Source organism: Pseudomonas glycinis (genome assembly GCF_054871425.1).
Genome location: NZ_JBTYHF010000001.1, coordinates 466,349 through 480,592, shown reverse-complemented (window position 1 = coordinate 480,592; position 14,244 = coordinate 466,349). Strand labels below are relative to the sequence as shown.

16 protein-coding genes and 1 tRNA gene are annotated in these 14,244 nt (G+C 59.0%); 13 read left to right on the top strand and 4 right to left on the bottom strand.

Annotation, left to right across the window (positions count from 1 at the left end; genetic code table 11):
* The first annotated feature begins 52 nt into the window (after positions 1-52).
* The 13 genes from ruvA (at position 53) to nadA (ending at position 10,228) form a co-directional block, all read left to right on the top strand.
* Complete coding sequence (ruvA, locus tag ACYSTU_RS02185) at positions 53-661, top strand: Holliday junction branch migration protein RuvA (RefSeq protein WP_024014088.1); 609 nt, start codon at positions 53-55, stop codon at positions 659-661.
* Positions 662-1,723, top strand: coding sequence for a Holliday junction branch migration DNA helicase RuvB (ruvB, locus tag ACYSTU_RS02180; protein ID WP_024014087.1), 1,062 nt, complete (start codon positions 662-664; stop codon positions 1,721-1,723).
* 127 nt (positions 1,724-1,850) lie between these two features.
* Positions 1,851-2,318, top strand: a complete 468-nt coding sequence (ybgC, locus tag ACYSTU_RS02175; RefSeq protein WP_016773503.1) for a tol-pal system-associated acyl-CoA thioesterase — start codon at positions 1,851-1,853, stop codon at positions 2,316-2,318.
* Positions 2,308-3,003: a protein TolQ gene (gene tolQ / locus ACYSTU_RS02170; protein ID WP_008080223.1), complete on the top strand. Its 696-nt coding sequence runs from the start codon at positions 2,308-2,310 to the stop codon at positions 3,001-3,003. Before ybgC ends, tolQ begins: the two co-directional genes overlap by 11 nt.
* A 23-nt stretch (positions 3,004-3,026) precedes the next feature.
* On the top strand, positions 3,027-3,479 hold the full coding sequence (tolR, locus tag ACYSTU_RS02165) for a protein TolR (RefSeq protein ID WP_160767866.1): 453 nt from the start codon (positions 3,027-3,029) through the stop codon (positions 3,477-3,479).
* The gene (gene tolA, locus ACYSTU_RS02160) at positions 3,479-4,555 is read left to right on the top strand and encodes a cell envelope integrity protein TolA (RefSeq protein ID WP_016773505.1); all 1,077 of its coding nucleotides are present in this window, start codon (positions 3,479-3,481) and stop codon (positions 4,553-4,555) included. The genes tolR and tolA overlap by 1 nt, the downstream gene beginning before the upstream one ends.
* A 17-nt stretch (positions 4,556-4,572) precedes the next feature.
* Complete coding sequence (gene tolB, locus ACYSTU_RS02155; protein ID WP_016773506.1) at positions 4,573-5,853, top strand: Tol-Pal system beta propeller repeat protein TolB; 1,281 nt, start codon at positions 4,573-4,575, stop codon at positions 5,851-5,853.
* A gap of 52 nt (positions 5,854-5,905) precedes the next feature.
* On the top strand, positions 5,906-6,403 hold the full coding sequence (pal, locus tag ACYSTU_RS02150; protein WP_003178634.1) for a peptidoglycan-associated lipoprotein Pal: 498 nt from the start codon (positions 5,906-5,908) through the stop codon (positions 6,401-6,403).
* A gap of 6 nt (positions 6,404-6,409) precedes the next feature.
* Positions 6,410-7,249 carry a tol-pal system protein YbgF gene (gene ybgF / locus ACYSTU_RS02145; protein WP_024014085.1) on the top strand — a complete coding sequence of 280 codons (840 nt, stop codon included), beginning with the start codon at positions 6,410-6,412 and terminating at the stop codon, positions 7,247-7,249.
* A 167-nt stretch (positions 7,250-7,416) separates the two neighbouring features.
* Entirely contained in the window at positions 7,417-8,064 is a 648-nt protein-coding gene (gene queE / locus ACYSTU_RS02140; protein ID WP_016770671.1) for a 7-carboxy-7-deazaguanine synthase QueE, read from the top strand.
* Position 8,065: 1 nt separating this feature from the next.
* Positions 8,066-8,758, top strand: a complete 693-nt coding sequence (queC, locus tag ACYSTU_RS02135; protein WP_217878729.1) for a 7-cyano-7-deazaguanine synthase QueC — start codon at positions 8,066-8,068, stop codon at positions 8,756-8,758.
* A gap of 63 nt (positions 8,759-8,821) precedes the next feature.
* A tRNA-Lys gene (locus ACYSTU_RS02130) sits at positions 8,822-8,897 on the top strand.
* Positions 8,898-9,169: 272 nt separating this feature from the next.
* On the top strand, positions 9,170-10,228 hold the full coding sequence (gene nadA / locus ACYSTU_RS02125; RefSeq protein WP_024014083.1) for a quinolinate synthase NadA: 1,059 nt from the start codon (positions 9,170-9,172) through the stop codon (positions 10,226-10,228).
* 177 nt (positions 10,229-10,405) lie between these two features.
* Here the strand turns inward: nadA and ACYSTU_RS02120 are convergent, their stop codons facing one another.
* The 4 genes from ACYSTU_RS02120 to ACYSTU_RS02105 form a co-directional block, all read right to left on the bottom strand.
* Entirely contained in the window at positions 10,406-10,894 is a 489-nt protein-coding gene (locus tag ACYSTU_RS02120) for an RDD family protein (RefSeq protein WP_016773510.1), read from the bottom strand.
* A 97-nt stretch (positions 10,895-10,991) separates the two neighbouring features.
* Positions 10,992-11,204, bottom strand: a complete 213-nt coding sequence (locus ACYSTU_RS02115) for a cold-shock protein (RefSeq protein WP_003227496.1) — start codon at positions 11,202-11,204, stop codon at positions 10,992-10,994.
* A 403-nt stretch (positions 11,205-11,607) separates the two neighbouring features.
* Positions 11,608-12,732, bottom strand: a complete 1,125-nt coding sequence (gene gcvT / locus ACYSTU_RS02110) for a glycine cleavage system aminomethyltransferase GcvT (protein WP_264365676.1) — start codon at positions 12,730-12,732, stop codon at positions 11,608-11,610.
* Between the two features lie 110 nt (positions 12,733-12,842).
* Positions 12,843-14,219 (bottom strand): L-serine ammonia-lyase, encoded by a 1,377-nt coding sequence (locus ACYSTU_RS02105; protein ID WP_498995566.1) that lies wholly within the window; start codon positions 14,217-14,219, stop codon positions 12,843-12,845.
* Positions 14,220-14,244: the final 25 nt, after the last annotated feature.

The window sequence follows — 14,244 nt, the reverse complement described above, 5'->3', positions numbered from 1 at the left end:
CACCTTCAATCGTCGCCAGCCCACGGCTGGCCAGCGCTCAAGGATTCAAAACGTGATTGGACGCTTGCGCGGCACCCTGGCTGAGAAACAGCCGCCGCACCTGATTCTCGATGTCAATGGCCTCGGCTATGAGGTGGAAGTGCCGATGACCACGCTTTATCGGTTGCCGTCGGTCGGTGAACCGCTGACCCTGCACACCCATTTGGTCGTACGCGAAGATGCGCAATTGCTCTATGGTTTTGCCGGCAAGCGTGAGCGAGACTTCTTTCGCGAGCTGATCCGGCTCAACGGCGTCGGACCGAAACTGGCGCTGGCGTTGATGTCGAGCCTGGAAGTCGATGAGCTGGTGCGCTGCGTGCAGTCTCAGGACACTTCGGCGTTGACCAAGGTGCCGGGGGTTGGCAAGAAGACCGCCGAGCGTCTGCTGGTGGAATTGAAAGATCGCTTCAAGGCCTGGGAAACCTCGCCGGCGATGTTCGCGCTGGTGCCGAATCAGCCGGACGGCCCGGCGCCGGTCAACAGCGCCGAGACCGATGCGGTCAGCGCGTTGATCTCGTTGGGCTACAAGCCGCAGGAAGCGAGCAAGGCGATTTCCGCGATCAAAGACAAGAACCTGAGCAGCGAAGACCTGATCCGCCGCGCTCTGAAGGGAATGATTTAAGTGATTGAAGCTGATCGTCTGATCGCCGCCGCGCACAGCCCGCGCGAGCGCGAAGAAGTCCAGGACCGGGCCATCCGCCCGGTCAGCCTGGCCGACTACATTGGCCAGCCGACCGTGCGCGAGCAGATGGAGCTGTTCATCCAGGCTGCCCGTGGCCGCAGTGAATCCCTCGATCACACCCTGATCTTTGGCCCACCGGGGCTGGGCAAGACCACGCTGGCCAACATCATTGCCCAGGAAATGGGTGTGTCGATCAAGAGCACCTCCGGGCCAGTGCTGGAACGCCCGGGTGATCTGGCCGCGTTGCTGACCAATCTTGAGCCGCACGACGTGTTGTTCATCGACGAAATCCATCGTCTGTCGCCGATCGTTGAAGAAGTGCTGTACCCGGCGATGGAAGATTTCCAGCTCGACATCATGATTGGCGAGGGGCCGGCGGCGCGTTCGATCAAACTCGATCTGCCGCCGTTCACTCTGGTCGGCGCCACCACCCGCGCCGGCATGCTGACCAATCCGCTGCGTGATCGCTTCGGTATCGTCCAGCGCCTGGAGTTCTACAGCACAGCGGATCTGGCAACCATCGTCAGTCGTTCGGCGGCGATTCTCGGTCTGCCGCTGGACCCGGAAGGTTCGTTCGAGATCGCCCGTCGCGCCCGTGGCACGCCGCGAATTGCCAACCGTCTGCTGCGACGGGTGCGCGACTTTGCCGAAGTCCGCGCCAAGGGTCACATCACCAAAGCGGTGGCGGATCTGGCGCTGAACCTGCTGGATGTCGACGAGCACGGTTTCGATCATCAGGATCGACGCCTGCTGCTGACCATGATCGAGAAGTTCGACGGCGGCCCGGTCGGTATCGACAGTCTGGCGGCGGCGATCAGTGAAGAACGCCACACCATTGAAGACGTGCTCGAACCGTATCTGATCCAGCAGGGCTATATCATGCGCACGCCACGGGGCAGGGTGGTGACGCGGCATGCCTATTTGCATTTCGGTTTGAATGTTCCGTCACGCATGGGCGAGATGCCCGTGGCAGACGAGTTTCTCGACGCCGTCGACGATTGATACACATTTGTTGGTGATTTATTCAGGGTTTGTACTGTCAGACGACGGTACTTTTGCGTTAAAGCTTTGAAACCACGAAAAACAGTTGTCTGGCCGGATTGGCAACCTGAGGAGTAAGCACTAGAGTATGCGCGCGCAAAACGGGCTTGAGCCGTTCGCACATCGTTGTCGCGTTTATTACGAGGACACCGATGCGGGCGGCATCGTGTATTACGTTAATTACCTCAAGTTTATGGAACGGGCTCGAACCGAGCGGCTACGGAAACTGGGCTTTGCCCAATCTGTGCTTGCCGGAGAGGACCTGTTGTTCGTCGTGCATTCCAGCGAAGCGCGCTACCACGCGCCGGCGCGACTGGACGACGAATTGCTGGTAAGCGCTGATGTAATCGAATTGAACCGTGCCAGCCTGCGCTTCAAACAGCAGGTCAGGCGGGCCACGGATAATGTGCTGCTCTGCGAAGGGCAGTTTTTGGTGGCCTGCGTGCGCACCGACAGTTTGAAACCCCGGGCCCTTCCCGAAGACCTGCGTGCGGCCTTCGCCGACGCGGTCGGCCCGGGTACACACTCAAAGCAGGAGATAAAGCGTGGAAGCTAACGTCGTCGACCATTCCTCCATGTGGAGCCTGGTCAGCAATGCCAGCATCGTGGTGCAGTTGGTAATGTTGACCCTGGTGGCCGCATCGGTGACCTCATGGATCATGATCTTTCAGCGCAGCAACTTGCTGCGTGCCGGTCGACGCGCCCTGGAGAGCTTCGAAGAGCGCTTCTGGTCCGGTATCGACCTGTCCAAACTGTACCGTCAGGCTGGCAGCAACCCTGATCCGGATTCGGGCGTGGAGCAGATCTTTCGTGCCGGTTTCAAGGAATTCTCCCGTCTGCGGCAGCAGCCAGGTGTCGATCCTGAAGCCGTGATGGAAGGTGTCGCCCGTGCCATGCGCGTGGCCATCTCGCGCGAAGAAGAGAAGCTCGAGCAGAGCCTGCCGTTCCTCGCCACCGTCGGTTCGGTCAGCCCGTACATCGGTCTGTTCGGTACCGTGTGGGGGATCATGAACTCCTTCCGCGGTCTGGCCAGCGCTCAGCAAGCGACCCTCGCCACCGTTGCTCCGGGTATCGCCGAAGCCCTGATCGCCACCGCGATCGGCCTGTTCGCTGCGATCCCGGCGGTCATCGCTTACAACCGTTTTGCTGCGCGCAGCGAAACCTTGCTGGGCCGCTACTACACCTTCGCCGATGAATTCCAGGCGATCCTGCACCGCAAAGTGCACACCAGCGAAGAATAAGCAGGTATTTCCCGATGGCTTTAATCGCTCGAGCTCGCAAAAAGCGCAAGCCGGTCGCCGAGATGAACGTGGTGCCCTACATCGACGTGATGTTGGTGCTGCTGGTCATCTTCATGGTGACCGCGCCGATGCTCAATCAGGGCGTGAAAGTTGATCTGCCCAAGGTTTCCAGCGAAGCCTTGCCGCAGGACAACAACACCCAGGTCCTGACCATTTCGATCAAGGCTGACAAGACCTACTACTGGAACCTTGGCAGCGAAGTCGACACCGAGAAGCAACAGGACAGGGCCATGACCCTGCCACAGATGACTGACGCGGTGACCAAGATCATCCGCGCCGGCACCGAGGGCGGCAAACGCACCCAGGTGTTCATTCGTGGTGACAAGACTGTCGACTACGGCGCCGTCATGGGTGCCATGGGCGGGTTGCAGAAAGCCGGGGTCGGTAACGTTGGTCTGATTACCGAGGCCCCCTGATGCAGCAACAGCGAGAGCCGTCCGCCTCGGAAAGCTACTTCTGGCCTAGTGTTCTGGCAATCGTCCTGCACGTGCTGGTGTTCGGCATGCTGTTCGTCAGTTTTGCCTTCACGCCCGAACTGCCGCCGGCCAAGCCGATTGTCCAGGCGACTCTATACCAGCTGAAATCGAAAAGTCAGGCGACCACCCAGACCAATCAGAAGATTGCGGGTGAGGCGAAGAAATCCGCCGCGCGCCAGACCGAAGTCGAACAGATGGAACAGAAAAAGATCGAGCAGGAAGCGGTGAAGGCGGCGGAACAAAAGAAAGAGGAAGCGGCTCAAAAGGCCGAGGAAGCCAAGAAGGCCGACGAGGCGAAGAAAGCGGACGAAGCGAAAAAGGCTGATGAAGCCAAGAAAGCCGACGACGCGAAGAAAGCCGAAGCGAAAAAGGCCGAAGAGAAACAATTGGCTGATATAGCCAAGAAGAAGGCCGAAGACGAAGCGAAGAAGGCTGCTGAGGAAGAGGCGAAGAAAGCCGCTGCCGAAGAAGCCAAGAAGAAGATCGTCGAAGACGCGAAGAAGAAAGCCGCCGAAGACGCCAAGAAGAAAGCTGAAGCTGAAGAGGCGAAGAAGAAAGTCGCCGAAGACGCGAAGAAGAAAGCTGCTGCCGATGCTGCGAAGAAGAAAGCGCAGGAAGCGGCACGCAAATCTGCCGAAGACAAAAAGGCCCAGGCCCTGGCAGATCTGCTTTCCGACACGCCGCAGCGTCAGCAGGCCCTGGCCGATGAGCAGGGTGACGAGGTTGCCGGCAGTTTCGATGACCTGATTCGCGCTCGCGCAGCGGAAGGCTGGGCTCGTCCTCCTTCGGCGCGCAAAGGCATGACGGTCGTGCTGCAAATCGGCATGTTGCCGGACGGCACGGTGACTTCGGTCAGCGTGGCCAAGTCCAGCGGTGACGGTCCGTTCGATGCTTCGGCAGTCGCGGCAGTGAAGAATATTGGACGTTTGACAGAAATGCAGGGAATGAAGCCGAGCGATTTCGCTCCGTATCGTTCATTCAAGATGACATTCACACCTGAGGATCTAGCCTTGTGAGAAACCTTCTTCGAGGAATGCTGGTCGTGATCTGCTGCATGGCAGGGATCGCGGCGGCAGATGAAAAGAACATTCTGGTCACCAGCGGCAGCGACCGGGCCACTCCGATCGCCGTCGTACCGTTCGGCATGCAGGGCGGTGCCGTGCTGCCGGATGACATGGCTGAAATCATTGGCAACGATTTGCGCAACTCGGGCTATTACTCGCCGATTCCGAAAGCCAACATGATCAGCCAGCCAAGCCAGCCGAGCGAAATCATCTTCCGTGACTGGAAGGCGGTGGGTGCTCAGTACATGATGGTCGGCAGCATCGCTCCAGCGGGCGGTCGCCTGCAGGTGCAGTGGGCACTGTTCAACGTCGCCACCGAGCAGAAAGTGGCGGACGGCAGTGTTTCCGGTACGACCGACCAGATCCGTGACATGGCGCACTTCATCTCCGATCAGTCGTTCCAGAAGCTGACCGGCATTGAAGGTGCCTTCTCGACGCGCCTGCTGTACGTGACGGCCGAGCGTTTCTCCGAGAAGAACACCCGTTACACCCTCCAGCGCTCCGACTATGACGGTGCCCGCGCAGTGACTCTGCTGCAATCGCGCGAGCCGATCCTGTCGCCGCGTTTTGCACCAGACGGCAAGCGTATCGCCTACGTGTCGTTCGAGCAGAAGCGTCCGCGCATCTTCATGCAGAACATCGACACCGGTCGCCGTGAGCAGATCACCAACTTCGAAGGCCTCAACGGCGCGCCAGCCTGGTCGCCGGACGGCAATCGCCTGGCGTTCGTGCTGTCGAAAGACGGTAACCCGGACATCTACGTAATGAACCTCGGTTCGCGTCAGATCAGCCGCGTAACCAATGGCCAGGGCATCAATACCGAACCGTTCTGGGGCAAGGATGGCTCGACCATCTATTTCACCTCGGACCGTGGCGGCAAGCCGCAAATCTATAAAACCAGCGTCGGTGGCGGTGGTGCCGAGCGTGTGACGTTCGTGGGCAACTACAACGCCAACCCGAAACTTTCGGCTGATGAAAAGACTTTGGTGATGATCCATCGTCAGGATGGCTTCACCAATTTCAAGGTGGCAGCTCAGGATCTGCAGCGGGGTAGTGTAAAGATCCTCACTGATAGCACTCTGGACGAGTCACCTACTGTTGCGCCCAACGGCACCATGGTAATCTACGCCACCCGCCAACAGGGCCGGGGAGTCTTGATGCTCGTGTCCATTAATGGGCGCGTGAGGCTCCCGCTTCCTACCGCTCAAGGCGAAGTCAGAGAACCGTCCTGGTCCCCTTACCTGAAGTGAGCGGGCGCTACACGTTTTACTTAACACACTGGGGTTCATTAGGAGTTTCACGATGGAAATGCTGAAGTTTGGTAAATTTGCTGCGCTGGCTCTGGCCATGGCTGTAGCTGTAGGTTGCTCGTCCAAAGGCGGCGACAACGCCGGTGAAGGCGCTGTTGATCCAAACGCTGGTTACGGCGCAAACACTGGTGCCGTTGACGGTTCCCTGAGCGAAGAAGCTGCTCTGCGCGCAATCACCACCTTCTACTTCGAATACGACAGCTCGGACCTGAAGCCAGAAGCCATGCGCGCTCTGGACGTTCACGCCAAAGACCTGAAAGCAAACGGCGCTCGCGTTGTTCTGGAAGGCAACACCGACGAACGTGGTACTCGTGAGTACAACATGGCACTGGGCGAGCGTCGTGCGAAAGCCGTTCAGCGCTACCTGGTACTGCAAGGTGTTTCCCCAGCTCAGCTGGAACTGGTTTCCTACGGCGAAGAGCGTCCAGTTGCTACCGGCAACGACGAGCAGTCCTGGGCCCAGAACCGTCGCGTCGAACTGCGTAAGTAATTCGATATGCGAACGTGCCGTCGTGCTGTAACTGTTCTGGCTCTCAGCCTCGCGCCGCTTGCGGCGTGGGCTGCGGTTCCTGTGGTCGATGACAACTCCGGTTATAACAATAGCGGGAGCAGTTATCCGCCTGCGGGTTACGGTACGAACGGCGCCTATGCCGGGGGAGCGGCTTCGGCCCCTGCCTCGGCACAAGGCATGCTGTTCAACCAATTGCAACAGATGCAGGATCAGATCTCGCGCCAACAGGGCGTGATCGAAGAACTGCAGAATCAGGTTTCGCGCATGAAGCAGGAATCCCTGGAGCGATACCAGGATCTTGATCGGCGCATAGGATCCGGCGTTGCACCAGCCGCGACTCCCGAGAATTCTTCTGCCGGTGGCGATGCAAGTGCTGCTGCCGGTGCTGCCGCAGGCGCGGGTGCTGCTGCGGCAGCCCAGGCACCTGCCGCGGGTAGCGAACCGGCTGATCCGGCCAAGGAAAAGCTGTATTACGATGCCGCTTTCGACCTGATCAAAGCCAAGGATTTCGACAAGGCCAGCCAGGCCTTCGCCGCTTTCCTGCGCAAATACCCCAACAGCCAATACGCGGGCAACGCCCAGTACTGGTTGGGCGAAGTGAACCTGGCCAAGGGTGATCTGCAAGGTGCAGGTCAGGCCTTTGCCAAGGTTTCGCAGCTGTATCCCAAGCACAACAAAGTGCCGGACTCGCTGTACAAGCTGGCTGACGTAGAGCGCCGCCTCGGTCACACCGACAAGGTCAAAGGCATTCTGCAGCAGGTGGTGTCCCAATATCCGGGCACTTCCGCCGCGCAGCTGGCCCAGCGTGATTTACAGCGCATGTAAGCCTGTTCATCCGTGTTTTGAAGAAACCCGCGCTTGTCGCGGGTTTTTTCGTTAGAATTCACGCCCTTTTTCTGAAACACGCTTCTTGTGGTCTACGCGTTGGCGGGATTGCCTGAAGTGCCTGACGGAGGCGGACAGCCTGTTTAGCTGTTACGCCCGTGGCGACTATGCAAGACACATTGAGAATTACCGAAGTTTTCTACTCCTTGCAGGGTGAAACTCGGACTGCCGGGCTGCCCACGGTTTTCGTGCGCCTGACCGGTTGCCCGTTGCGTTGCCAGTACTGCGATAGCGCTTACGCGTTCAGCGGCGGCACCGTCCGCACCCTCGACGACATCCTTGAGCAAGTGGCCGGATATCGTCCGCGCTACGTTTGTGTCACCGGCGGTGAGCCGTTGGCTCAGCCGAATGCCATTCCTTTGCTTGAGCGGTTGTGTGATGCCGGCTACGAGGTGTCGCTGGAAACCAGCGGCGCCCTAGACGTATCCGCTGTCGATCCGCGTGTCAGTCGCGTCGTCGATCTGAAAACGCCGGGCTCGAAAGAAGCCCACCGAAACCGTTACGAGAACATCGAACTGCTGACCCGCAACGATCAGGTGAAGTTTGTCATCTGCTCGCGGGAAGACTACGACTGGGCGGTCTCCAAGCTGATCCAGTACGGTCTCGACCAGCGCGCCGGCGAAGTACTGTTTTCGCCGAGTCACCACGACCTGAATGCTCGGGAACTGGCGGACTGGGTAGTGGCGGATAACCTGCCGGTACGCCTGCAATTGCAGCTGCATAAATATCTTTGGAACGACGAGCCGGGGCGCTGAGATGACTGAACAACTGAACACCACTGAAAAACGTGCAGTCATTTTGCTGTCCGGCGGCCTCGACTCGGCCACCGTCGTGGCGATGGCACGCGCCGAAGGCTACGCCTGCTACACCATGAGCTTCGATTACGGCCAGCGGTCCCATGCCGAATTGCATGCCGCCGCCCGGGTGGCTCGCGATCTGGGTGTGGTCGAGCACAAGGTCATCGGGCTGAACCTCAATGGCATGGGCGGCTCGGCGCTGACCGACACCAGCATCGACATTCCGGAAGAGCTGGGCGAAGGCATTCCGGTGACTTACGTGCCGGCGCGCAACACGGTGTTCCTGTCGTTGGCATTGGGTTGGGCCGAAGTGCTCGGCGCCCGCGACATCTTCATCGGCGTCAATGCAGTGGATTATTCCGGCTACCCGGATTGCCGTCCCGAGTTCATCGAATCGTTCGAGCGCATGGCCAATCTGGCGACCAAGGCTGGCGTGGAAGGCAATGGCTTCCGCATCCAGGCGCCGCTGCAGAACCTGAGCAAAGCGCAGATCGTTCAGGCCGGCGTTAAGCTCGGCGTTGATTACGGTCTGACGGTTTCCTGCTATCAGGCAGACGATGAAGGCCGCGCTTGCGGCAAATGCGACAGCTGCCGCCTGCGCGCTGAAGGCTTTGCTGCGGCGGGTGTAAGCGATCCAACCCCTTATTTTTGATCTTTTTCAAAAAAGGTGTTGAATAGTCCTTAAAAATCAGTATTATACGCGCCACCACACAGCGGGTCGTTAGCTCAGTTGGTAGAGCAGTTGGCTTTTAACCAATTGGTCGTAGGTTCGAATCCCACACGACCCACCATATTTGGCGGTTTAGAAAATCCGGAAGGCCCACGAAAGTGAGGATTTCCGGGTTTTTTTTTGCCTGCGATTCGGGCGTTCGATGTTTCAGCGCGGCCACACCTGACGCAGGTCAGAATCATCTTTTGTATCAACGGGATATTCTGTAGCCTTGCGCAGCTTCAACGCTGTCCCGTGCCTGATGATACTCACTCTCCCGGCGGTACCCTCTAGTGGTCCGGAGCCGGGTGTATACTCGACTTTCGCGCGAATGCGCCTGCAGGTCTTGCGAACATGACGCAGATTTCCGAACGCCTTCTGGTTCAAGCCCACCTCGACGCCAAACAGCCGAAACCGCTGACGGCAGAAGAGGAGGCTTATTACCGTTCCGCCATCGCCGCCGAGCTCAGGGCTCAGGACGCGGTGCTGGTCGCCCACTTCTATTGCGATCCGGTGATTCAGGCCCTGGCCGAAGAAACCGGCGGCTGTGTTTCCGACTCCCTGGAAATGGCCCGCTTCGGCAACGCCCATCCGGCCAAGACCGTGGTGGTCGCCGGCGTCAAGTTCATGGGCGAGACGGCAAAAATTCTCAATCCGGAAAAACGCGTGCTGATGCCAACTCTGGAGGCGACCTGCTCGCTGGACCTGGGATGCCCGGTCGATGAGTTCTCGGCGTTCTGCGACCAGCACCCGGAACGTACCGTGGTGGTGTATGCCAACACTTCCGCCGCCGTGAAGGCTCGGGCTGACTGGGTGGTGACTTCGAGCTGCGCACTGGAGATCGTCGAAAGCCTGATGGACAACGGCGAGACGATCATCTGGGGCCCGGACAAGCACCTGGGCACTTACATTCAGCGCAAGACCGGTGCCGACATGCTGCTTTGGGACGGTGCCTGCATCGTCCACGAAGAGTTCAAGTCCAAGCAGCTCGAAGACATGAAGGCGCTGTACCCGGACGCAGCGATTCTGGTACATCCCGAGTCGCCGACTTCGGTGATCGAGCTGGCGGACGCGGTCGGTTCTACCAGTCAGTTGATCGCCGCCGCGCAAAGCCTGCCGAACAAGACCCTGATCGTCGCCACCGACCGTGGCATCTTCTACAAGATGCAGCAGCTGTGCCCGGACAAGGTCTTCATCGAAGCGCCTACCGCCGGTAACGGCGCGGCGTGCCGCAGTTGCGCACATTGCCCGTGGATGGCCATGAACACCCTTGAGCGCACGCTCAAGAGTTTGAAGGAAGGCACCAACGAGATCTTTGTCGATCCGGCGCTGATTCCCCAGGCGATTCGCCCGTTGAAGCGCATGCTCGACTTCACCCAGGCAGCGCGGATGAAGCTGGCCGGTAACGCCTGAGTACCCTTTGTAGAAGTGAGTCCTGTGGTGAGGGGATTTATCCCCGTTCGGCTGCGTAGCAGTCGTTAAGCAACGCACGCGGTGTGTCTGATACGCCGCGGTGGTTGATTTTGGGGCGGCTTCGCCACCCAACGGGGATAAATCCCCTCACCACAGGCCGACTCTTGAGTATGGAAATTATTTGCTCTTCTTAGGGATTCGCACCACACGGGTATCCGAATAGATGTCATGCCAGGTGCGCTTCTGCTTGTCGAACAGCGACCAGAAGAAACCCAACCCGATACACAACCACGACGCGATCGACACCATAAAGCGCAACAGCGCCTGCCAAAGGCTGATGGCCGTGCCGTTGGCGTTCTGCACGCGGATGCCCCACACCTGCATGCCCAGTGTCTGCCCGCCATGGGTCCAGAACTTGGCGAAGAAGCCGAACAATACCAACAGCAGCACCGTGGAATACAGCGGATCACCATCGAGCTGGCCGGCGTCGGTCATCACCCGCAGCCGTTCTTCGCCAATGATCGCGGCCTGGATCAACTTGTAGATGAATCCGGTGACGATCAGCAGAGCGGTGCACAGCAGGAAGTCGTAGAACATCGCCGCCAGACGACGACCGAGAGCAACGGGAGGAAAGTCCCCTTGCGGCGTGAGCAGGTGTTTCGACATGGCAGCCTCAAGGCGTGAATGGAAGCGCCATTTTACGGATTAGCGCGCACAAAAAAGCCCCTGATATCAATATCAGGGGCTTTTTCGTACCAGAAGATCAGGCTTCTGCTTGTACTTCGTCAGCCTGCATGCCTTTCTGGCCTTGCACAGCGACGAAAGTCACTTTCTGGCCTTCTTTCAGGCTCTTGAAGCCGTTGCCCTGAATGGCGCGGAAATGTACGAACAGATCCGGACCGCTTTCTGGAGTGATAAAACCAAAACCTTTCTCGTCGTTAAACCACTTGACGGTACCGCTCTGACGTGTGGACATTTCTTATTTCCTTTGACGCATAAATTGATGACAGCCCCTTTCACATGAAAGAGTACTGGAGCTGGTTGCAAGGAGTAAGAAGACGTCGAGCGGGATGTAGCTAACTTGTAGGCTACTGCCCAGGTCACGATTCCAAGCTGACCCATGCAAACACAGTGGACAAACTCTACGCCAACTACGGGAGAAAAAACAAGCCCTGGGAAGGCCCCGGTTTTACTGCTCTTCATGGCAGTTCGTCAGCAAACTAGTTCAGTCTTAGACGATTGTCTGGTTCTTTTTTCAGCAAGCGTTATAAGCAACGTTCATATTCGAAACGGATGTTAGAAAACGCACTGTTTTATGGCGATTGCGTTACACATTAGTGCACGTTTAACGCAATCGCGTTACTTATAGAAACAGTCGATCAACCGCGATAGTAGCGTTGTGGAACAAATGGCATTTTGCTTACAAGCATTTGCACCTTTTTCCCACGGACGATGGCCCACACGGGTGTATCGAGTGCGACGTAAGCGTTGTCGAGGTAACCCATCGCCAATGGCCCGCCCAAAGTCGGACCAAAGCCACCGCTGCAGACGCTGCCGATGATCTCGCCGGCCTCGTTGACGATTTCTGCGCCTTCACGCACCGGGGTGCGCTCCTGCGGCAGCAGGCCGACGCGTTTGCGTGCCACGCCATTTTGTTGCTGCGCGAAAATTTGCTCGGCGCCCGGGAAGCCCCCGGCCCGTGCGCCATCGGCGCGGCGGGGCTTGGAGATCGCCCACAGGAGGCTGGCTTCGATCGGTGTGGTCTCGGTGTTCATATCATGGCCGTACAGGCACAGGCCGGCTTCCAGACGCAGCGAGTCGCGGGCGCCAAGGCCGATGGCCTGGACCTCTGGCTCGGCGAGCAGGGCGCGGGCTAGTTTCTCCGCTTCAGCGGCCGGTACCGAGATTTCGAAACCGTCTTCACCGGTGTAGCCCGAACGGCTGACAAAGCAGTCCACGCCCAGCAACGACACACGGTTGAACTGCATGAACGTCATCTTCGCCACGTCCGGCGCAAGACGCGCCAGCACTGTGACGGCTGCCGGACCTTGCAGGGCGAGCAGGGCGCGCTCTTCGAACAGCGCCGTAATGGTGCACTGATCGCCGATGTGTTTTTGCAGATGCGCGAGATCCTGATCCTTGCACGCGGCGTTGACCACCAGGAACAACTCGTCGTTACCGAGGTTGGCAACCATCAGGTCATCGAGGATGCCGCCGCTTTCGTTGGTGAACATCGCATAACGCTGCATGCCCACCGGCAGGTCGATGATGTCCACCGGCACCAGGGTTTCCAGGGCTTTGGCCGCATTGGCGCCGGTCAGGCGAATCTGGCCCATGTGCGAGACGTCGAACAACCCGGCTTGCTCACGGGTGTGCTGGTGTTCTTTCATCACGCCGAGCGGGTATTGCACGGGCATGTCGTAGCCGGCGAACGGCACCATCCGCGCGCCGAGTTCGAGGTGCAGTGCGTGTAGCGGGGTTTTCGAGAGTTGTTCGGTGGACATGCATGGCTCCTTTGAATTTGGGTTGCGGGTGAGAGGCAAGATCAAGAGCCCCTCACCCCAGCCCTCTCCCGGAGGGAGAGGGAGCTAGTTACGTTTGGCTGAGTTCGTAATCAGCATTCGATAATGTTGACCGCCAGGCCGCCGCGGGCGGTTTCCTTGTATTTGCTTTTCATGTCGGCGCCGGTCTGGCGCATGGTGCGGATGACTTTGTCGAGGGAGACGAAATGCTGACCGTCACCACGCATGGCCATGCGCACGGCATTGATGGCTTTCACCGAACCCATCGCATTGCGCTCGATGCACGGGACTTGTACCAGGCCGCCGATCGGGTCGCAGGTCAGGCCGAGGTTGTGTTCCATGCCGATTTCCGCGGCGTTCTCGACTTGTTGCACGCTGCCGCCGAGCACTTCGCACAGAGCGCCGGCCGCCATTGAGCAGGCCACGCCGACTTCACCCTGACAACCGACTTCGGCGCCGGAGATCGAAGCGTTTTCCTTGTAAAGAATGCCGATCGCGGCAGCGGTCAGCAGAAAACGCACGACGCCGTCGTCATTCGCGCCGGGGATAAAACGCATGTAGTAATGCAGCACCGCCGGAATGATCCCCGCCGCGCCATTGGTGGGCGCAGTGACCACGCGCCCGCCGTTGGCGTTTTCTTCGTTGACCGCCAGTGCATAAAGATTGACCCAGTCGAGCACCGACAGCGGATCGCGCAGCGCCGATTCCGGGTTCTTGCACAGTTGCCGGTGCAGCGCTGCCGCACGGCGCTTGACCTTCAAGCCGCCCGGCAAAATGCCTTCGTTACGGCAACCAGCGGCAACGCAGTCCTGCATCACCTGCCAGATTTTCAGCAGGCCGGCACTGGTTTCCGCTTCCGGGCGCCAGGCGCTTTCATTGGTCAGCATCACCTGGCTGATCGACAGGCCATAGGTGGCGCAATGACCGAGCAAATCCTTGGCACTTTTGAACGGAAAGGTCAGTGGCGTGGCGTCTTCGACGATGCGATCGGCACCGGCGGCATCTTCATCGACAACAAAACCACCGCCGACCGAGTAGTACTCGCGACTGCGGATCTGAATCCCCGCTGCGTCGAAGGCGCGAAAGATCATGCCGTTGGGGTGATAGGCCAACGGTTTGCGGATCATCGCCAGATGTTCTTTCTCGTTGAACGCGATGCTGTGTTCACCGAGCAGATTCAGTCGGCCATTGCCGCGAATTTCTTGCAGGCGCGCGGCGACGGTTTCGGTGTCGACAGTGTCCGGATGTTCGCCTTCGAGGCCGAGCAGCACGGCTTTGTCGCTGCCGTGTCCTTTACCGGTAGCGCCGAGCGAACCGTAGAGCTCGACACGCACGCTGGCGGTGCTGGTCAGCAGGTTTTCCCGGCGCAGCCCTTCGGCGAAACGCGCAGCGGCGCGCATCGGGCCGACGGTGTGGGAACTGGAGGGACCGATGCCAATCTTGAACAGGTCGAACACGCTTAACGACATGGGGGCTCCTGCGGAGCAGTTGTGA

Excerpts from the sequence above, each read along its gene's own strand:
- gcvT (WP_264365676.1), bottom strand. The coding sequence starts at position 12,732 with ATGTCCACCGAACAACTCTCGAAAACCCCGCTACACGCACTGCACCTC.
- ACYSTU_RS02105 (WP_498995566.1), bottom strand. The coding sequence starts at position 14,219 with ATGTCGTTAAGCGTGTTCGACCTGTTCAAGATTGGCATCGGTCCCTCC.
- ybgC (WP_016773503.1), top strand. The coding sequence starts at position 1,851 with ATGCGCGCGCAAAACGGGCTTGAGCCGTTCGCACATCGTTGTCGCGTT.
- ybgF (WP_024014085.1), top strand. The coding sequence starts at position 6,410 with ATGCGAACGTGCCGTCGTGCTGTAACTGTTCTGGCTCTCAGCCTCGCG.
- tolB (WP_016773506.1), top strand. The coding sequence starts at position 4,573 with ATGCTGGTCGTGATCTGCTGCATGGCAGGGATCGCGGCGGCAGATGAA.
- queE (WP_016770671.1), top strand. The coding sequence starts at position 7,417 with ATGCAAGACACATTGAGAATTACCGAAGTTTTCTACTCCTTGCAGGGT.
- nadA (WP_024014083.1), top strand. The coding sequence starts at position 9,170 with ATGACGCAGATTTCCGAACGCCTTCTGGTTCAAGCCCACCTCGACGCC.
- ACYSTU_RS02120 (WP_016773510.1), bottom strand. The coding sequence starts at position 10,894 with ATGTCGAAACACCTGCTCACGCCGCAAGGGGACTTTCCTCCCGTTGCT.
- ACYSTU_RS02115 (WP_003227496.1), bottom strand. The coding sequence starts at position 11,204 with ATGTCCACACGTCAGAGCGGTACCGTCAAGTGGTTTAACGACGAGAAA.
- pal (WP_003178634.1), top strand. The coding sequence starts at position 5,906 with ATGGAAATGCTGAAGTTTGGTAAATTTGCTGCGCTGGCTCTGGCCATG.
- tolA (WP_016773505.1), top strand. The coding sequence starts at position 3,479 with ATGCAGCAACAGCGAGAGCCGTCCGCCTCGGAAAGCTACTTCTGGCCT.
- queC (WP_217878729.1), top strand. The coding sequence starts at position 8,066 with ATGACTGAACAACTGAACACCACTGAAAAACGTGCAGTCATTTTGCTG.